General features: G+C 42.1%; 15 protein-coding genes. 10 read left to right on the top strand and 5 right to left on the bottom strand.

What is annotated here, in order from left to right:
- Window positions 1-28: 28 nt before the first annotated feature.
- The 6 genes from murQ to FRX45_RS07205 all read left to right on the top strand — a co-directional run bounded on the left by murQ (window position 29) and on the right by FRX45_RS07205 (window position 9,534).
- Complete coding sequence (gene murQ / locus FRX45_RS07230; protein WP_152267738.1) at window positions 29-835, top strand: N-acetylmuramic acid 6-phosphate etherase; 807 nt, start codon at window positions 29-31, stop codon at window positions 833-835.
- Window positions 836-1,156: 321 nt separating this feature from the next.
- Window positions 1,157-4,585 carry a SusC/RagA family TonB-linked outer membrane protein gene (locus tag FRX45_RS07225; protein WP_152267737.1) on the top strand — a complete coding sequence of 1,143 codons (3,429 nt, stop codon included), beginning with the start codon at window positions 1,157-1,159 and terminating at the stop codon, window positions 4,583-4,585.
- An 8-nt stretch (window positions 4,586-4,593) separates the two neighbouring features.
- Complete coding sequence (locus tag FRX45_RS07220) at window positions 4,594-6,429, top strand: RagB/SusD family nutrient uptake outer membrane protein (protein ID WP_152267736.1); 1,836 nt, start codon at window positions 4,594-4,596, stop codon at window positions 6,427-6,429.
- Between the two features lie 208 nt (window positions 6,430-6,637).
- Window positions 6,638-7,612: an ROK family protein gene (locus FRX45_RS07215; RefSeq protein WP_152267735.1), complete on the top strand. Its 975-nt coding sequence runs from the start codon at window positions 6,638-6,640 to the stop codon at window positions 7,610-7,612.
- Window positions 7,590-8,747, top strand: coding sequence for an MFS transporter (locus tag FRX45_RS07210; RefSeq protein WP_152267734.1), 1,158 nt, complete (start codon window positions 7,590-7,592; stop codon window positions 8,745-8,747). The genes FRX45_RS07215 and FRX45_RS07210 overlap by 23 nt, the downstream gene beginning before the upstream one ends.
- A gap of 25 nt (window positions 8,748-8,772) precedes the next feature.
- The gene (locus tag FRX45_RS07205) at window positions 8,773-9,534 is read left to right on the top strand and encodes a sugar isomerase domain-containing protein (protein ID WP_152267733.1); all 762 of its coding nucleotides are present in this window, start codon (window positions 8,773-8,775) and stop codon (window positions 9,532-9,534) included.
- Window positions 9,535-9,665: 131 nt separating this feature from the next.
- On the opposite strand, the gene FRX45_RS07200 is transcribed toward FRX45_RS07205, so the two are convergent.
- The 3 genes from FRX45_RS07200 to FRX45_RS07190 form a co-directional block, all read right to left on the bottom strand.
- Complete coding sequence (locus tag FRX45_RS07200) at window positions 9,666-11,114, bottom strand: Gfo/Idh/MocA family protein (protein WP_152267732.1); 1,449 nt, start codon at window positions 11,112-11,114, stop codon at window positions 9,666-9,668.
- Window positions 11,115-11,226: 112 nt separating this feature from the next.
- A complete protein-coding gene (locus FRX45_RS07195) occupies window positions 11,227-12,222 on the bottom strand; it encodes a hypothetical protein (protein ID WP_152267731.1) in 996 nt (331 codons plus the stop codon).
- 12 nt (window positions 12,223-12,234) lie between these two features.
- Window positions 12,235-13,764 carry a hypothetical protein gene (locus FRX45_RS07190; RefSeq protein ID WP_152267730.1) on the bottom strand — a complete coding sequence of 510 codons (1,530 nt, stop codon included), beginning with the start codon at window positions 13,762-13,764 and terminating at the stop codon, window positions 12,235-12,237.
- 230 nt (window positions 13,765-13,994) lie between these two features.
- On the opposite strand from FRX45_RS07190, the gene FRX45_RS07185 reads away from it, so the two are divergent.
- From FRX45_RS07185 to FRX45_RS07175, 3 genes are all read left to right on the top strand, one after another.
- Window positions 13,995-15,956, top strand: coding sequence for a KUP/HAK/KT family potassium transporter (locus tag FRX45_RS07185; RefSeq protein WP_152267729.1), 1,962 nt, complete (start codon window positions 13,995-13,997; stop codon window positions 15,954-15,956).
- A gap of 268 nt (window positions 15,957-16,224) precedes the next feature.
- Window positions 16,225-16,752: an alpha/beta hydrolase gene (locus FRX45_RS07180; protein WP_226805057.1), complete on the top strand. Its 528-nt coding sequence runs from the start codon at window positions 16,225-16,227 to the stop codon at window positions 16,750-16,752.
- Between the two features lie 21 nt (window positions 16,753-16,773).
- Window positions 16,774-17,613: an alpha/beta hydrolase gene (locus FRX45_RS07175; RefSeq protein WP_152267728.1), complete on the top strand. Its 840-nt coding sequence runs from the start codon at window positions 16,774-16,776 to the stop codon at window positions 17,611-17,613.
- Window positions 17,614-17,628: 15 nt separating this feature from the next.
- Here the strand turns inward: FRX45_RS07175 and FRX45_RS07170 are convergent, their stop codons facing one another.
- Both FRX45_RS07170 and FRX45_RS07165 read right to left on the bottom strand, forming a co-directional pair.
- Complete coding sequence (locus tag FRX45_RS07170; protein WP_152267727.1) at window positions 17,629-18,564, bottom strand: hydrogen peroxide-inducible genes activator; 936 nt, start codon at window positions 18,562-18,564, stop codon at window positions 17,629-17,631.
- A gap of 190 nt (window positions 18,565-18,754) precedes the next feature.
- Complete coding sequence (locus FRX45_RS07165) at window positions 18,755-18,967, bottom strand: hypothetical protein (RefSeq protein ID WP_152267726.1); 213 nt, start codon at window positions 18,965-18,967, stop codon at window positions 18,755-18,757.
- Between the two features lie 157 nt (window positions 18,968-19,124).
- Here FRX45_RS07165 and kbl point away from each other — a divergent pair, with 157 nt between their 5' ends.
- A complete protein-coding gene (gene kbl / locus FRX45_RS07160) occupies window positions 19,125-20,330 on the top strand; it encodes a glycine C-acetyltransferase (protein WP_152267725.1) in 1,206 nt (401 codons plus the stop codon).
- The last annotated feature ends 46 nt before the right edge of the window (window positions 20,331-20,376 follow it).

Raw genomic sequence — 20,376 nt, 5'->3', positions numbered from 1 at the left:
AGAATAATGCAACTAAAACAATATTAATATGCTTACAACAGAAATGCCATCACGTTTTGACGGACTGGATAAAATGACAGTAATGGAAATATTGGAAGGCATCAATAGCGAGGATCAGACGGTTTCATTAGCAGTAGCAAAAGCCATCCCCCAGATAAATGCCCTTGTAACAGCCATTGTGAAAAGAATGAAAAAAGGAGGGCGTCTTTTTTATATCGGCGCCGGTACGAGCGGCAGGCTTGGTATATTGGATGCATCTGAATGTCCGCCAACATTTGGTGTGCCGGAAGACTGGGTTATTGGTATTATGGCCGGAGGAGATGGCGCCATAAGAAAAGCCATTGAATTTGCTGAAGATAATAAGGAAAAAGCCATTAATGATTTAGAAGAATATGCGATCAACAAATCAGATTCCATTATCGGTATAGCCGCCTCCGGCACTACACCTTATGTTATTGGAGGTGTGGAAAGTGCCCGTAAATCCGGACTACTCACCGGCTGCATTACCTGCAATCTGAACACACCACTTGGAGCTTCCGTACAATACCCGGTTGAAATAGTAACGGGAGCAGAATTTATAACGGGCAGTACCCGCATGAAGGCCGGAACCGCTCAAAAGCTTTCATTAAATATGATCTCCACAGCGGTAATGATACAGTTGGGCCGGGTAAAAGGAAACAAAATGGTAGATATGAAACTAAGCAATAATAAACTGATCGCCCGTGGTGTAAATATTGTTATGAAGGAACTGAATGTTGACCGGCAAACGGCAAAACAACTTATTGCAGAAAATAAAAATGTACGAAAAGCCCTTGAAGCCCGGAAACAAGAGTAAGCGAAAACCAATTTATGCAGTTATTTAAAATATTTTTGCATTTTTTATCTGCTTCTTGCTGGTTATTGCATTTTTATATTTATCTTGTTCGAACAATTGATATATCTCAATTCAACAGAAATAACATAAATATTCACAGAACAAGCTACCTATTATGCCGGTTTTGACAACAGGAAGGCGTGAGATTGTGCTGTTTTTGGCCTGGGATGAATCCACCCTATTCAAATAAACTATTAAACTTTTTAAATCATTGCTGGGTGTAAAAGCCGGTTCAAATAACAAAATAAACTCCCTTTATTCTTTATTACTAAAACGATTGCTATGACCAGATTTCAGCGCTTTTTGCTTCTGACAGGCATTTTGCTTTGTCATTTGACGTTGCCGGCACAGGAAAAAACCATAACCGGCCGCGTCGTATCTAAAATTGAAAAAGAACCACTCCCCGGCGTATCCGTAACCAATGTTGCTACCAACAGCAATACGATCACCGATGAAAACGGAAACTTCAGCATTGCCGCACAAACCGGACAAAGACTAAGTTTTTCTTTTGTAGGATTTAAAACCACTTTCGCTGCGGTAGCAGCCCGCAGTAGTGCGCTCAGTATTGAACTGGAAAATGCAGAAAATGTACTGGGTGAAGTAGTAGTGGTAGGCTATGGTACTCAGAAAAGAGAAAATCTCACAGGTGCAGTTACTACAATTGATGTACAGAAATCTGTGCAGAACAGACCTATAGCGGATGTAGGAAGAGCATTGCAGGGTGGAGCAGCCGGATTGAGTGTTACGGTTCCGAGTGGTGAGATAGGTTCAGATCCTATTATAAAAATTCGCGGGCAAATAGGTTCATTCCAGGGAGGTGCTTCGCCGCTAATATTGCTCGATAACGTTGAGATACCAAGTATACAATTGGTAAACCCTAATGACATTGCCAACATAACTGTACTGAAAGATGCAGCAGCCGCTTCCATTTACGGCTCCAAAGCTTCATTTGGTGTGATATTGATTACAACAAAAAAAGGAGCAGCAGGCGGCAAACCACAGGTTAGCTACAGCAATAACTTTTCGTGGCAGAACGTATGGAAAGATCTCGAAATGGCACGTGTGAATGGTTTAAAATATACAGTTGATGCGGCCGAGCGCGTAGGTACTTTTACTCCAACAGGTGCATTTTACTATGTAGATAGAGCGAGCTACGAAAAAGCCGCTCAGTGGGAAGAAAAATATGGCAGCTCCATCGGTAAAGGCGATCCTACTGTATTTGGAAGAGACTGGTTTGTGCAGGGCTCAAACCAAAAAATGGGTATGCGCACATACGATGCTTACGATTATATGGTAAAAGAATGGGCCCCTACGCAGCAGCACAACCTCTCATTCGGGCTTACCACCGGTAAAACTTCTTATAACCTCGGACTGGGAATGCTGGATCAGAGCGGCATGATAAAACCTGCTAAAAAGGATCAGTTTACAAGGTATAACGCCTCGCTGAAAATATCCAGCGAGATCAATAAATACCTGACCGTTAGAGGAGGCGCATTATACTCAAGAAGAAATAAAGAATACCCATATGTTACAAGCTCAACTACAGCAGATCCCTGGTTGTACCTGTACCGCTGGGGACCTTTATATCCATTTGGCAATGATCAAAACGGCGACCCCATCCGCAGCCCGGTAAGCGAAATGGCAGCAGCCAATACTGCAAATATTCTTCAGAATTATGCTAATGTAAGTTTGGGTGCTACGCTGAATATACAAAGCAACTGGAAGGTAGATTTTGATTATACTTACACCAACCAGGAGGAAATGTGGAAACGACCCGGTACCAGGTATACGGCCAGGAATTCATGGGTAGCTCCTAAATTAAGAGTAGATGCGGATGGTAACCAGGTGTATGTAAATAATGAAGGTCAGGTTGTTTCATCTACCGATCCCGGAGCTATGCAGGCTTATGATTTGTCGTACGATACGTATACTTCGTATGGCGCAAACCCTGATCACCTTGCAAGAACGGCTACCAACTTTTTAAGTAATACCATCAATGCTTTTACAACATATAATCTTGGTATCGGTAGCGATCATAAATTTAAATTTATTGCAGGTATAAACCGTGTTACGGCTACTACTGAATGGCAATTTTCACAGGTTACCAACCTTTCAGATATTACAAACCCACAGTTTAATTTTGGAACAGGAACACAAACCGTTGACGGAGATAAGTTTTGGGAAGCACAATTAGGTTATTTCGGACGAATCAACTACGCCTTTAAAGAGAAATATCTTTTTGAAGGTAATCTGCGTTATGACGGTTCCTCAAAGTTTCCAACAGATCTTAAATGGCGTTGGTTTCCCTCTTTTTCTGCTGGTTGGGTGGCAAGTGAGGAAGCATTTATGCAATGGAGCCGTCCGGCATTGAGTTTTCTTAAATTCAGGGGTTCATGGGGTTCTATAGGAGACCAGAGTGTTCCCAACAATTTGTATATCGAAATAATGCCCAGCGGACAATCTACCTGGATCGGCGCCAACGGTGCCAGGGTAAATTATGTTGGGTCGCCGGCAGCAGTTGCTTCAAGGATACGCTGGCAGGATATTGTAACCACCAACATTGGTGTAGATGCCGGATTTCTTAATGGTAAGCTGAATGTAAACCTCGACCTGTTTCAGAGAAATACCAATGACATGATTGTGCCCGCAGAGGGCGTTCCATTAACCTTTGGCACCGGTGCCCCGCAAGGCAATTATGGTTCTTTAAAGACCAGGGGCTGGGATCTGGCTGTGTCTTTTAACCCTAGATTTGAAAATGGAATGGGCATACACATCAGCGGTAACCTTTCTGATTCAAAAACAACTTTAACTGCTTATGGTTCCGGTACCCAGGTTACAGGAAATTATAATGGTAAAGTGATTGGTGAAATATGGGGATATCGTACAGACCGGTTATATCAAACAGACGATTTTGTATCAGATGGCTCAAACAAGCCTGTATTGATCACATTAACCGATGCTGAAACCGCCTTGTATGCCGGCAAACAGGCTTACCAGTTAAAACCCGGGGCAGATGGCAAAAAACCTGTTTACCAGGCATACCTGCAAAACTCCGCCAACTTCAGGTTTGGCCCTGGTGATGTAAAGTTTAAAGATGTGAATGGAGACGGAGAACTGAATAATGGTAAAGGTACGTTAGACGATCACGGCGACCTGGAGGTAATAGGAAACTCCAACCCGAGGTATGAGTATGGCTTCAGAATAGGAGCTGATTATAAAAATTTTGACATCAGCGCATTTTTCCAGGGAGTAGCCAGCCGTAAGATCTGGGGACAGGGCTTTTTAAGCATTCCGGGCTTTCAATCTTCGGATGGCGCCATGCCGGAAACTATTGCGGGCAATTACTGGACGCCCGAAACGCCAAACGCTTTTTATCCCGCTGCTTACAACAATGCCGGCAGCAATACTGCCAACAATATGCAGGTGCAGGACAGGTACCTGCTGAACATGGCCTACATGCGTTTAAAAAACCTAACAATCGGGTATTCTTTGCCGCAAGCATTGCTTAACAAAGCACACATTAATACTTTAAGAGTGTATGTAGCACTGGAGAACTTTATTACCTGGGATCACTTAGGGGGATTACCTATTGACCCTGAAAGCATAAGTGGCTATTCCATGTGGAATGAATCCAATTATAATTTGGGCCGCACAGGTACAGGCGTGCCCGCTTTTAAAAGCTTTTCTGCAGGTCTTCAATTAAACTTTTAAACTTGATCATGATGAAGAACATAAAATTAATATATAGCCTGGTGGCAGTTATTTTATTGGCAGGTTGTAATAAAAATATACTCGACCGCCCTCCTTTGACCAGCTATGTAGACGGGCAATTCTGGAGGAATGAAGATGATATCCGCATGTATGTCAATAGCTATTATTCTTATTATTTCAGTGGATATAATACGTCATTCACGGCGGATTATACCCCGGTAAGAGGATATACATTTTCAGATGATCTTACCGGCAAAAATGTACAGTCCAGCTTTGAAAGCAGCGTCCCCACATCAAGAGGATCCACATCAGAAGCTGCAGCCTGGCTTCAAACTTATGCAGGGCCCACCTGGGATTTCGCATGGGTAAGAAAATCGAACATTCTGCTCGACCGCCTCGAAAACGAAGCCAAATCCGGCATTTCTGAAGATGCATACAAGCACTGGACAGCAGTTGCCCGTTTTTTCAGGGGATTTGAATACAGCCGGTTAGTAAGTGTTTTCGGAGATGTTCCGTATTTCGATAAGGTGCTAGCCGACGATGACTTACCGGCCTTATACAAAGACAGGGACGACCGCGGAGTAGTGATGGATAATGTGTATGAAGATTTCAAATACGCATTGGGCAATATGCGTGAGAATGACGGCGCACAATTTTTAAACAAATATATAGCTGCAGCATTTATTTCAAGATTCATGTTGTTTGAAGGCACTTACCAGCATTACCATGGGTTAGATGCCGCAAGAGCAAAAAAATACTTAGATTTTGCGGTAGAGGCCGCGGAGATAGTGATGAACAGCAATAAGTATAGTTTTGGAAGAGATCTCAAATCATTGTTTTCTTCAGAAAGCCTGGCAGGCCATCCTGAAGTATTGTTGTATAGGGTATATGACGCGGCATTAACGGTAACCCATTGCATTGGCTCTTATTCAAATGGAACAGAAGTGGTGGGTGTGGATCCTAATCTTGTGCTGATCAAATCATTTATTGCCAATGACGGGAAAGTATGGCAAAACTCGGGCGTACCGGATGCCGAAAGCTTTACAATTGCCGACCTTGTAAAAACAAGAGACCCCCGCTTTGAAGCCTCATTTGTTGATAAAGCCCTTACACCATCCGCTACGCTTTTGTATGGCTTTAAGTTTGCCTCAAGAGACGCGATAACTTATATAGGTAAAACCTATCCTGCTGCCTGGGGCAGCAATACCAATACAAGTGATGCTCCTGTTATGCGACTGGCGGAAGTAGTATTAAACTGGATAGAAGCAAAAGCAGTATTAGCGGAATACCTTGGCGGCAGCCCTGTTGCACAGGAGGATATTGATAAATCCATTAATGCCATTCGCCTGCGCCCGCTTGATGCTGCGGCTGCTGATAAAGGTGTGCAACAAACAGCGCCATTGATGTTAGGAGCGTTACCCAATGATCCAGACAGGGATGCAGATGTGCCTTCCCTGATATGGGAAATACGCCGCGAAAGAAGAATGGAGTTTGTATTTGAACATACAAGGCTTTTAGACCTTAAAAGATGGAAGAAGCTTGAGTATATGGATTTCAGCACCAACCCCGATTATTTCCTTGGTCCGTGGGTAAATGTGCAGGCTGAAGCGCCGGCTTATTTAACAGATGCCTATATTGGCAGAACAAAAGTTAAGCAACCGGATGGCACAGTTATTACTTATGATGGCAATAATGCTGCTTCGTTAGTAGGTTTCTGGATGGTAGACAATGCGCAAAACAGGAATCCTTTTACGGAACAATCTTACCTAGCGCCTGTAGGGCAGTCTCAGATTATTCAATACGAGGAAAAAGGATATACCCTTAGCCAAACTCCGGGTTGGTAAGAGCAGTTGCCCGTTTTGAAAAATATATACTAACCTATACATGTATAACAATGATAGAAAAATACAGTCCGAAAAAGCCGGACTGTATTTTTCTATACGCTACCTGAAACCGCCTCCTACTTTTATTCTATTGCTGCAACATTTAATTTAACTTACAAAAACATCCGCCCTTTAATGCTTTTACTGATCATTAAAAATTGTATTTGCTATGGCTGTACTGGGTATTGACCTGGGTGGAACAAAATTATTAGCAGGTGTTTTTTCGGAAAGCGGCGAGTTATTGCATAAAGAAAAAGCATCCCTTGAAAACAGGAAGGGTACGGAAGTGGGAGTGTTCATTACTCAAAAGATAAACATACTGCAATCTGAATGGCAGCAAAAAGGAGATGGCATATTGGCTACAGGTGTAGCCGTACCAGGTATCAGTAATCCGGCAAGCGGCACCGTGTGGGCGCCCAATATACCAGGGTGGGAAGCGTACCCGCTGTTGAATGAATTGCAGCAAAACTGTAAAGACACCAGTATAATTATTGATAACGACCGGTCATGTAGCCTCCTGGGAGAAATATGGAAAGGAAATGCGCGCCAATGCAATAACGTTATCTTTCTTGCTGTAGGCACAGGAATAGGTGCGGGCATTATGGCTAATGGTAATATCATAAACGGAGCACAGGGTATATCCGGAGCTATTGGCTGGATGGCATTAACTACACCTTTTCGAGATGCATATACATCATGTGGTTGCTTTGAACAGCATGCCTCGGGAGAAGGCATCGCCAAATCGGCCCGTGAATTGTTGCAGTCAGAAAAAATTACAACCAGCTTACTAAACCGCATTCCTCTAAAAGACATTAAAGCCCGTCATGTATTTAATGCTTACAGCTATGGCGATCCTGCCGCTATAAAAATAATAAGACAATGCATTCAATACTGGGGAATGGCTTCAGCTAACCTGGTAAGTCTTTTTAATCCTGAAAAGATCATTTTTGGCGGAGGTGTGTTTGGCCCCGCATTGCAGCTCTTACCAGATATTATGGAGGAAGCCTGTCGCTGGGCGCAGCCTGTTAGCATTAAGCACACAAAGTTTGAGCCCTCTGCATTAGGTGACGAAGCGTGTTTGTATGGCGCCGCATTTTTAGCTTCAAAAAATAAATATAACCATGGCTCCGGCAACATACAATAAAACAACGCTTTTCATTTCTGCATGTTGCGGCTTGTTGCTTTTTGGTATCGCACTGCTTACATTAGGCAGCGTATCGCAGGGATTGCAGCAAAACTTTAAATTAGATAAACTGGAGGCGGGAACACTGTTTGCCATCCTTCCTGCCGGGCTGCTTACAGGCTCACTTTTTTTTGGTCCTGTATGCGACAGGTATGGATATAAGATATTGCTGGTCAGTGCCTGCCTGTTGCTGGCAACAGGCTTTACAGGCATCGCTTATTCGCCATCCACCGAATGGCTTCAGTTCTCCATCTTTATTTTTGGATTAGCCGGCGGAATCATCAACGGGGCTACCAATGCCGTAGTTGCCGATATTAGTGATGAATACAAAGGCGCAAACCTCAGCCTGCTGGGTGTATCTTTTGGGATCGGGGCGTTGGGCTTACCGTTTGTGCTCGGCATACTGAAACAGTATTACACCTACCCCATCATTCTTTCGGGAGCAGCCGTCATCGCATTTGGAGTTGCATTGTTTTACCTGCTCATCCGCTTTCCTTCACCCAAAATAACACAGGGCTTACCTTTGAAAAGAAGCTTCGGTTTATTAAAAGATACGGTGTTGCTGCTGGTTGCTTTTTATCTTTTTTGCCAGAGCAGCCTTGAGGCAATTGTAAACAACTGGACAACTGCTTTTCTGATTGAGCGAAAAGACCTTTCAGAAAGCAATGCGTTGTACGCCCTTTCGGCCTGTGTTGCCGGTATGACGCTGATGCGCTTATTAACGGGAACCGTTTTTCGAAAAATTACTGCCAGAAATATTTTATTGTTTTCTTTCGGCTTATTCCTTGGCGGGATCATTTTTCTGCAAGCGACTGCCTCTTTTTTTACTGCGCTTTCGGGACTATTATTGCTGGGTGCAGGCATTGCCGGAGGATTCCCCATTATGCTGGGGATAGTGGGTAATCGTTATGCCGCTTTATCGGGCACCGCATTTAGCCTGGTGCTGGTAATTGCTATTACCGGAAACATCCTGGTTAATTACCTGATGGGCATAGTGGCAGCAACTTATGGTATACAACATTTTATTACGATATTGTATACTGAACTCGTGGTAATGGTATTGCTTTTCATTTTTATTTTTAAAAAAATACATTAAATATTCACTTTTAAAATTTCATCTCATGTTAGCATTGGAATGGCTGAAAAACGCCAGGGATATTATGTCGCAAATTGAAAATACCCAATTGGAAAACATAAAAAAGGCCGCAGCAATAATGGCCGACAGCATTGAATGTGGCCGGTGGGTGCATACATTTGGGTGCGGGCACGCCACTTTGCCTATTGAAGAGATGTACCCGCGAATTGGCGGATTTGTGGGCTTTCACCCTATTGTTGAGCTGCCCCTTACTTTCTTTACCAATATTACCGGGCAAATGGGTGTGCACCAGTTTGTGTTTTTAGAAAGAGTAGAAGGCTATGGTATAGAGATCATGAAGGGCCATACATTTGATAAACGCGATACCATGTGGCTGTTCTCTCATTCCGGCATAAATAATGTAAATATTGATGTGGCCTTAGAAGCCAGAAAACAAGGCATGAAAGTTATTGCATTTGGATCTGCTGCCGAGGCCAAAGGAAAGCAAACCCGTCATTCGAGCGGCAAAAATATTTTTGAAATTGCCGACCTGGTAGTGGACACCTGCGCACCTGCCGGCGATGCCAGCGTACCCTTAAAAAATCACCAGGATAAAATAGGCCCTGTTTCAACCATGGCTTTTGTAACCTGCGTATGGATGACCGTTACTACTGTGGCCGAGATCCTGGCCGAAAGAGGTGTAAAACTCCATATTCATCCTTCACATAATGTACCCGGTGATACTACAGCCAAACAAAGGCTTGAGGAAGCATTGGCAGAATACAAAAAAAGAGTGGCTGGTGTATAATGTAATTTGGGTTTAATATCCAGGGTAAACCCATCGGATACTTTTAAAATCGGGTATAAACAGGTCAAACCCGGAAGTATTAAAAATCCAGGGTTGACCATTTAAAAAAACGGGGTATAACGGGGATTTATTTATAAAGTAAGATCCCAGCCTTCACGGTATTCGCGTTTTACAAACTGGTTGGCCAGGTCGTAGTTGGTAACCTTCATACTGGCTGCATCCCACAACAGTTTTTTACGTCCATTGTATTTGTCAGCAGTTCGCCTGCCTCCCGGATTATCTCTAAGCATCCAACTGCGTATGGCTACATTGCCAATCAATATGCTTTCGGTAAACGGACCGGCGTATTCGAATGGCGAACTGGTTTGCGCATTGCCATATCCGGCAATACAGGCGTTTACCCATTGCAGGTAATGATCTTCATCAGGAACCCTAACGATCGTTTCGGGAATACTGAGCAATGCATTTTCTTTAAGGGGTAAAAGCCGAGGATTAGCGCCATAGCAATCAGCCAGCAACTTGCCTTTGCTGCCAATAAACATTACGCCGCCATCAGAATTACCAAAGGCTTCACCCTGCAACAGCTCTTCCGGAACTTCGGGCATTACGCCACCATCATACCAGCTTACTTTAATATCACCTTTCCCATCTTTACGGGGATAGTTTAAATGAATGTTGGTAGAAAAAGGAGTCCAGTCGGGGTTATGGTCATTCTCTTTCAGAATAAACGTCCAGGTACCTGCTACACTGCATTCCACCGAAGTAGGATAATCAATAGGCAGTATCCGGAAAACAGGATCCAGTATATGGCATGCCATATCACCCAAAGCCCCCGTACCATAAGGCCACCAGCCTCTCCAGTTCCAGGGCAAATAGTTGGGTTTATAATCAACTTTGGGGGCGGTGCCCAGCCAGAGATCAAAGTCGAGCTCTTTCGGAATTTTATAAGTGCCCGGATCCGGTATAGCCTGCGGCCATACGGGACGGTTAGTCCAGGCCAGCACTTTATCTACGTGCCCGATGATGCCGGTATCGTATATCTCCTGCATCCTGCGCACCCCATTCCCCGATCCGCCCTGGTTACCCATTTGAGTAATCACTTTATATTTTTTTGCCGCCTGCGCCAGTATACGGGCCTCATAAATATCGTGCGTCAGGGGCTTTTGCGTGTACACATGCTTACCCAAATGCATAGCCGCTAAAGTTGCAACCGCGTGGGTGTGATCAGGCGTGGAGATAGAACAGGCATCTATATTGTTCTTTTCTTTTGCCAGCATCTCCCTGAAGTCTTTATAATATTTGGCTTTGGGAAAATTTTTTCTTGACTCCACCGCCTGGCGGTCATCCACATCTACCAAAGCAACAATATTTACATTGGGGCTTTTGGCAAATGCCGAAAGATCACCCTTTCCTTTGCCTCCCGCTCCAATACCTGCTATGTTTAACTTATCGCTCGGCGCTATATGCCCTTTACCTAATACATGGCGGGGTACAATAAAAAAACCTGCGGCAGCAATGGAACTGTTTTTAATGAATTTTCGTCTTGAGGAATTTTTAAGGGACTTAAGTTTTCCGCTCATTGTATTATTTTATCAGGAGTTAAAAAAATAGAGATTGGTAATTGCAAATATGAGGTGATGCCCGGGAAAGAGAGCGTTTTACATGTATAATACTCACTGCACCGAATAATCCTTAAGCCCTGAATACGCTTACCCATATATTTAATGCCAGAATAAAAACAACCATTACCCAATGCAACGCCGCCGGAAGCCATTTCTTTTGTGCATAAAAAAAAGTATACCCATGAAAAGCTGCAAAAGGCAGGGCGCATAAAATCCAGTATTCGAAAGTAGAGGAAAAATTGATGAACGGAATGAGCAATGTAATAAGCAGGTAGATCAGCATAAGGCTCCAGCTTTTGCGTACCTGTATGAGCATGCGTAAGATATTACCCTGGATATAAAAACCACTGACCAAAAAAGGAACGATAAGAAGAATGATGCCACCCCAGGCCCATACGTCCTGCAGAAACTTTGGAAAGCTAACAGAAATAGAAGGCAGGTAGGTAAGCGGATTCCAGGTGTTACCCAAAAAAAGAAAAGCGAACAAGAAATAATAAGGAGTAAGAATACCCAGTATAGCCACCAGCCATTCACTCAGGTAAAAAGGCCTTAGAGTAATTAATGCAAAAAATATAAGCATAGAAAACCCAATGGCGGGAAAATACAGGAAAGAAGCTAATCCCACCAGCATACCTGCATTAAATACCTGGGCCTTGGGCCGGGGATGATTAAACAACCTGCTCAGCATGGCCCATACCCAAACAAGCAAACTGTTAATGATAAGCGTAGAGGATAACTGCCACCATTCGGGGAAAAGAGAAGTAATAAGAATATAGGCCATAGCCGGCAAATAATTCGGCTTTGGCAGCAGTTTCTCATTGTTGATCAGGTTATTAAATGTAATGGCCTGTGTTAAAGTTAATGCCAGTACAATAAAAGGATAAACAACAGGCACGGATTGGCCTGCAGGCAGCAGGAAATTCAAAAATTTAAGGTATAAAAATCCATCTGTTGCCTGCGTCAGCGGAATATGAGGATGCAGAAAAGAATACCATTTCAGAACAAATGCATATGCCAGCAATAAAAGTATATTAACCGGCGTATTGGTTTTAAAAGAGCCTGTCACAGGAATGTTTTTTTAAAAATCAATTTTTGCAAAGCAAATATAATTCCTGTACATACATGGCATCACTACCTGACGGGCTCCTACCTGCTTACCATATTTGGGCAAAAATTCAAAATCCTTATCTAAATTTTTAAGCGTTGGAGAACGTTTCACGCTGCCGTTAGGCGTTACACTTTGCTCAGATAGTAGCCTAACCCGGCGTTCGAGCTGGTTATATAAGAAATTGATCTCCCCGCCGGTATTGTATATAAGATAAGACAGGGCATCAGAAGAATTGTCATCAAACTGGCTCTTGTGCAATATGTTGCTCCATTCAATGCTTGCATTGGGATCAAATGAAAAAAGTGCAATGTTCTCACTATAGTATCTTGTACTTGAACCATAATTCCATCTGTTCCAGGGATTACCATACATACCGTAAGGGCTCCAGTAGCTGTTGTATGATGAATAGGGGGACATGCTGTACGGACTATACAGGTAATCGTAACGGTTCCAGTTGTTGCCACGGGAAGAAGTGAAAAACAATTCTGCCACAATCATAAATCCGCCGTCTTTTTTGGGCAAAACCTGCCGTATGAAATAATCATTAAAAGCCGTTTTTGCCGAAGTATTTTCAGACTTTGCATCTTCCTTCAATTCATCATTAAATATAGTATAGTTCTCTGCTTTTACCCTGTTTTGTGCTTTATCCCATATAGCTATATATAACCCTTCCACATTTCCCCTGCGTTGTTTATAGTATAAGGAACTGAGAAGATACGTTTTGTTGATGTTATCGGCTTTGATTTTAACTTCATCCAAGAAATTATTGGTAAGTGGAATATCATTCACGCGAAAGCTATCTGCCATAGCGGGCTTTATCATCAGATCCATCCGTGAAATATTGTCACGGCTGCCGTTTCTGCTACAACGCGTAAAAACAAAATCGCCGTCATTATCAACTATAAAATCACTGAATACGGCGTCTTTTTTTGACATGGTCACCTGCAGCCTGCTTTTTTTCCTGAACTCCATTTTGTCATTGTAGAGCAACGTGGTAAAAAAGTAATTCCGTTCATTCCGTTTATTGATTTTAAACACCATGATATGCTGTTTGTCTTCGCTGTATATGGTAGAATAAATTTTATTGTCGCTTGCACCGCCAATTTGTGTCGTATCAATTTCTACCGGGCCTACCAGTTTTTGTCCTGCGGCATCCATTTTTACCACATTACAGTACACGATATTTCTTTTCTGATATTGGTATATCATATAGAAAAAATCCGGGTAAGGAACGAAATCCACATTAATGAGTTTATCCGGCAAAAAATCAAGGTTAATTTTATCCTTTAATTTCATTTCGTTGTCAAATATGGATAAATCATTTTTTGACCTGTAATTTTTATAGATTACTATATTGCTGCTCACTTTTCCAATGATCTCAAAATTCACCTGGCGGTAGTCGTCTCTTCCCGGGTCTGAATAATGAATACGCTGGGCCAAAACCCAAATGGGCAATGCCAGCATCATTAAAGCTGATATGATAATTTTCTTATGCCCCATTTTTATCATTTTTTTTCTTAAATATACAGCATCCGGTTGCAAATTAGATGGTTTTGGGCGATTGGATACTACCTCTGCATTATTTTTAACCAAACTTATAAATATTGTTTTCCACCAGCCCCTGCGGGGTTATATAAATCCTGCGAACTTTCTGTTTACGATTGTAATTTACCCTATACCTTTGACGTTTGGTTTAGAGCATTAGAATATAACTTAACTGTATTTCAGCCGTGGGCAAACATACCAATAAAGCTACCGTTGCCGGACTAGTTATTGCACTTGGGATCATTTATGGCGATATTGGCACGTCTCCCTTATATGTCTTTAACGCCATTATTACTGGCAGAGCCATTACAGAAGACCTGATAATAGGCAGTCTGTCCTGTATTATCTGGACGATTACGCTTCAAACTACCATCAAATATGTAGTACTTGTATTGCAGGCCGATAATAAAGGGGAGGGTGGCATATTTGCTTTGTATGCCCTGGTGCGCCGACGAAAAAAATGGCTGGTGCTGCCTGCCATGATTGGCGGCGCGGCCTTGCTTGCAGATGGAATGATAACGCCTCCTATAACGATCACCTCCGCTATTGAAGGCTTGCAAAAAGTTCCTGCTTTTCATAATCTCAGCCAGTACATTATCTATATTGTTATATTTATTTTATCCGCCTTCTTTTTTCTGCAACAATTCGGCACAGCATCCATCGGGAAATTTTTTGGACCTGTAATGGGCCTGTGGTTTACTATGCTGGCCGTACTCGGACTGTGGCATGTTTTTGATGATCTCTCTATTTTTAAAGCTTTCAATCCCTGGTATGCTGTTAAGCTGTTAAGTTCTAATCCGGGTGCCTTGTGGATTTTAGGCGCCGTTTTTTTATGTACCACCGGTGCTGAAGCATTATATAGTGACCTTGGTCACTGCGGAAGAGAAAATATCCGCATATCATGGATATTCGTTAAAACCTGTTTGCTCTTAAATTATCTCGGGCAGGGTGCCAGCTTGCTAAAAAATAACCTGAATGTGCCGGCGGCAATTCATTCGTCTATTAACCCGTTTTTTGACCTGATGCCCGACTGGTTTATCATTCCCGGTGTTATTATAGCAACCGGTGCGGCCATTATAGCGAGCCAGGCCATGATATCAGGTTCATTTACCCTTATAGGTGAGGCTATGCGTCTTAATCTTTGGCCCCGCTTAAAAATACGTTATCCTTCTGAAGAAAAGGGTCAGTTATTTATTCCCTGGCTCAACACCATGTTATTCATAGGTTGTACAGGTGTAGTATTATATTTTCAAACTTCTTCCCGTATGGAAGCTGCTTACGGTTTGGCCATTATTATTACTATGCTTATGACCACTATACTGTTTGCGAATTACTTAGTTAGCCACCGTGTAAAATCTGCATGGATATGGCTCTTCCTGATAGGATATGCCATTATTGAAGGGGGCTATTTATTTGCCCTGTTGCAAAAATTTACTCATGGAGGTTATATTACAGTAGTCATTGGCGGACTCATGTTCCTGATCATGTATATATGGTTCAGAAGCCGGAAGATCAAGAACCGTTATGTGGAATTTGTACGGTTAGAAGACTATATACCCATGCTGCAGGAACTCAGCAACGACACTTCTGTTACCAAATACGCCACGCACCTTGTATACCTTACCAGCGCCAATAATCCCAAAGAAATTGAACATAAAATCATCTATTCTATTTTAAACAGGAAGCCCAAGCGGGCCGATATATACTGGTTCGTGCATGTAGATACCTTAGACAATCCCTATACCTGCGAATTTGAAGTGCAAACCATTATACCCAATGAGATAATCCGCGTTGAATTTCGGCTGGGCTTTCGCGTTGAACCGCGCATCAATCTTATGTTCAGGAAAGTAGTGGAAGATATGGTAGCCAATAAGGAAGTAAATATAACCAGCCGTTACGAAAGCCTGCAACGCAATAATGTGGTTGGCGATTTTCAGTTTATTGTAATGGAAAAATTCCTTAGCATGGACAACGAACTGCCTTTCTGGGAAACGCTTATCATGCGGGGATACTTTTGGATTAAGGAAGTAAGCTTATCCGAAGAAAGGGGATTTGGATTAGATGCCAGCTATGTAACCGTAGAAAAGTTCCCGCTTATTGTGGCCCCGTTGTCTGAGCTGAACCTTAAGAGAATACACAGCGACTGATCTGCGTGTCAAACGCATTTAAGCCACTGGCATTGTTCAATGATGACAACGCCAGGCGGGGTCGGTAGCAGAAGAACCAAATCACAAAAAACAAGAACCAAAGAAATTTCAAACCCGAAATTTCAAATCCGAAATCCGAAGGAATACACGGTAAACTAAAAATCAGAAATCAACAAATCCGAAATCAGGAATAGTATACATTCGCTGATTAACGGCTGAAAGCTGTTATCGGTTTCCGTAATTTCATGCAATAAAACTACCTGTTGCATTGCCTGCTGCGCTTTTATATATCATTGGAGGAATTATCGTATTAACTATTGTTCTTTATTTCATACAGGACAAGTTTATTTTTAAGCCTGAAAGGTTACCCGCCGATTTTAAGTTTAATTATGATGCCCCTTTTGAAGAATTGTTTTTTGATATACAACCCGGAGTGCGCATTAACGGACTGCATTTTTATGTAAAGGACCCTTTGGGACTTATCCTCTATTTTCACGGCAACAGCAGAAGCATTAAAGGATGGGTTAAATATGCCAAAGATTTTTACAGGTACCGGTATGATGTGGTGCTGGTAGATTATCGGGGATTTGGCAAAAGCACAGGAAGGCGCAGTGAAGCAAAGATCCTCAGCGAAACTGCCACATCTATATTATTCATGGCACAAAAGACTGGCTCATACCTATCCGCCACAGCGAAAAACTGCAACAACTCAATCCCGGCAAAATTACCTTACTGCGGATCAATGGTGGCCGACATAATAATTTACCTTCGTTTCCCGAATACCACAATTTTATAAGAGACATTTTGAAATATTAGTATGGTGAACAGGTTGCAATGGCGCAAAAAGAAAAAATGGCTGCAATGGTTGAATATTACCCTGGTGGTTTACCTGCTGTGCGGCATAGCCCTTTATTTGCTGCAGGATCGCTTTCTGTTTCATCCCGTGGCAGTAGAGCGTAACAGCCCCTATGATTTTCCTGTTCCTAACAGGGAAATTAATGTGACCGCAGACGAAACAAGCAATATGAACGTGGTACAATTTCTTACCAGCGACAGTTTGCCCAAAGGGGTAGTCTTGTATTTTCATGGTAACCGCAAAAATATTGGCTGGTATGCCACCTATGCTCCTAATTTTACTGCAAACAGATACGAAGTATGGATGATAGATTATCCCGGATTTGGTAAAAGTACAGGCCACCTCACCGAACAAAAACTTTACGATGATGCCATGCAGTTATATATTATGGCACGTTCAAGATTTCCGGCAGACAGCATTATACTATACGGAAAATCATTGGGAACAGGCATTGCTTCCTGGCTGGCTGCCAGGAGAAGCTGTAAGCAGCTTATACTGGAAACACCTTATTATAGTATGACTTCACTGGTACAGCATTATATACCCATATACCCCATAAGTACCCTGCTCAAATACAAATTGCCGGTGTATAAATATCTCGGACTTGTTAATGCACCCGTTACCATTTTCCACGGCACAGAAGATAAGGTGATCCCGTACAGCAATGCACACCGGTTAACAGCAGCTATGCATCCAAAGGACAGGTTTATTACAATTGAAAATGCCGGCCACAATAACCTTAATGATTACCCGCAGTTTCATAACGCCTTAGACAGCTTATTAAATAACATTCACCAATAAAAAAATGAAGATCGCTTAAATTGCAATAATATTTGAGCCCTTGTTTTTTTTGATCTTTTCTGGCACGGAAGCAAGAATAGATCCCCGCAGCGCATCTATTAACCGCTTCTTAACAAAATCGCGCTGCACGACAAGGCTTACTTCACGTACAGGCACAGGATTTTTAAATTTGCGGATAAGCTGTAACTGTTTTGCCGGCATATCCAGTGTGGCAAGCTCCGGTATGATCGTAATGCCATCATTCAGGTCTACCATTCGCCTGAGCGTTTCTATACTTCCGGTTTCATAATCAAAATGGCTGCCCGCACGACTTTGCTTTCTTAATTCACAAAGGTTTTCTATTTGCGACCGGAAACAATGCCCCTCTTCCAAAAGCCATAATTTATTAGGATCAATATCCTGGGCCAGCACATAATGCTTTTGATAAAGCGCATTTTTTTTTGACACGTATGCCAGCATTTCTTCATAGAACAACACGTATTCTTTTATTCCTTTTTGCTGAAGAGGTGTTACCAGGATACCTGCATCTATTGCTCCCTCTTTTAGCGAATGCGTAATGATGTCCGTTGTCATTTCGCTTACAATCACTTTTACTTTTGCGTATTTCAGGGCAAACTGCTGAATGAATAATGGTAATAAATAAGGCGCCAGGGTTGGAATAATGCCTATACGCAGTTCGCCGGTAAGCGTGCCTTTTTTATATTCAATCAATTCATGAAGCGCATCTTTCTGGATAAGAATGTTTTTTGCCTGCGTTATTACTTCAATGCCCATAGCCGTAGGGATAACGGGCTGTTTACTGCGATCAAAAATGATAATCCCTAATTCTTCCTCCAGCTTTTGAATTTGCATGCTTAAGGTAGGCTGTGTAACATGACAATGGTCTGCGGCTAAGGTGAAATGCCGGAAGGCATCTAAGGCTGTTATATATTCCAGTTGAATAAATGTCATTGCTGATCAATTGAATTTATTAAAGTAAGCAAAATAATCAATTTAAACAATGAAAGCATTGGGGCTTGAAAGTTTGGAGTTTGTGCTTTGGAAGTTTATAGTTGCCTGTCCTGATACCTGAATAAAAAAAGACCCGGCATTAGAAAACGCCGGGCATCTTGTGTAGATTTTCTCTATACCCTTTATCTATTTAGTGATGCAAAACTAAGAAATGCCGTGTTAAAGATTCCAGAAAAGGAATATCAGATTGAGGTGTTTTTTCTTCCTGTATTGCTTCGTCCGCCTGCGAACAGGCAATATCATCCATCGTTTTATTGTAGGTATGACTGGCATAGCTGAACACCAAAGCACTGCTGACCAGTAAAGCAGCCATAAAAATAATTTTATTTAAATTTTTTTTCATTTTTTAAACGTTGCGAAATTAATTTCAAATTATGTATATCCAAAACCACAGATGTTAATTACTGTTAAAATGGCTTATAAAACGAAGCAGGCTGTAAAATGTTACATTACTCATTATTTTTAAAAAGCACGTAGGTTTGCAGCTTAAATATTTGCACATGAACAGGAAATTGACCGAACGCATCCGCAGCGAAGTGGAAGAAATCCGCCAAAATGGTCTTTATAAAACTGAACGCATTATAGAAAGTCCCCAGGGCGCTGATATAGAGGTAGCTGTGCCGGGAAAAAAAGAGAAAAAAAAGGTTATTAATTTTTGCGCCAATAATTATCTCGGGTTATCCTCACACCCAAAAGTTATAGAAGCTGCAAAAAAATATATTGATCAAAGGGGTTATGGCTTAAGCAGCGTTCGGTTCATTTGCGGCACACAGGATATACATAAAGAACTGGAACATAAACTTTCAGTTTTCCTGGAAACAGAAGATACAATATTGTATGCTGCAGCTTTTGATGCCAATGGTGGTGTATTTGAACCCCTGTTCGATGACAGGGATGCGATTATTTCCGATGCGTTAAATCATGCTTCTATTATTGATGGTATAAGACTTTGTAAAGCTCAGCGCTTCCGGTACGACCATAATAATATGAACGACCTGGAAGAAAAATTAAAAGATGCCCGGGCAGCCAGGAACCGAATTATTGTAACCGACGGATCATTTAGCATGGATGGCACCATTGCCCAATTGGATACCATTTGCGCTTTAGCAGAAAAATATGATGCGGCAGTAATGACAGATGAATGTCACTCCACGGGCTTTTTGGGCAAAACCGGCAGGGGCACACATGAATACAGGAATGTAATGGGCAAGGTAGATATCATTACCGGTACCCTGGGTAAAGCCCTTGGTGGGGCCTCGGGTGGTTTTACCAGTGGCAAAAAAGAAGTAATTGATATGCTGAGGCAACGTTCACGTCCTTATCTTTTTTCCAATACGGTAGCGCCAAGTATTGTGGGAGGATCTATTGCCGTACTGGATATGCTTAGCGAAACTACCGAGTTAAGGGATAAATTAGAATGGAATACAAAATATTTTAGAAGCAAAATGACAGCGGCAGGTTTTGATATTAAGCCAGGCGATCATCCGATTGTTCCTATTATGCTGTACGACGCTGTATTGGCACAAAATATGGCATCGCGCATACTGGAAGAAGGCATTTATGTAACAGGTTTTTTCTTTCCGGTTGTGCCTAAAGATAAAGCACGTATACGTGTACAGTTAAGCGCTGCACATGAGCATCATCATTTGGATAAAGCTATTGATGCTTTTACCAGAGTAGGAAAAGAACTTGGAGTGATTAAATAAAGTGTTTGATTTGCTGTTTCTTTTACAATTAACATTCTCACAATTA

Source organism: Agriterribacter humi (assembly GCF_009192765.1).
In the GTDB taxonomy this organism is placed as follows: domain Bacteria; phylum Bacteroidota; class Bacteroidia; order Chitinophagales; family Chitinophagaceae; genus Agriterribacter; species Agriterribacter humi.
This window is presented reverse-complemented; position numbering and strand designations above follow the sequence as displayed.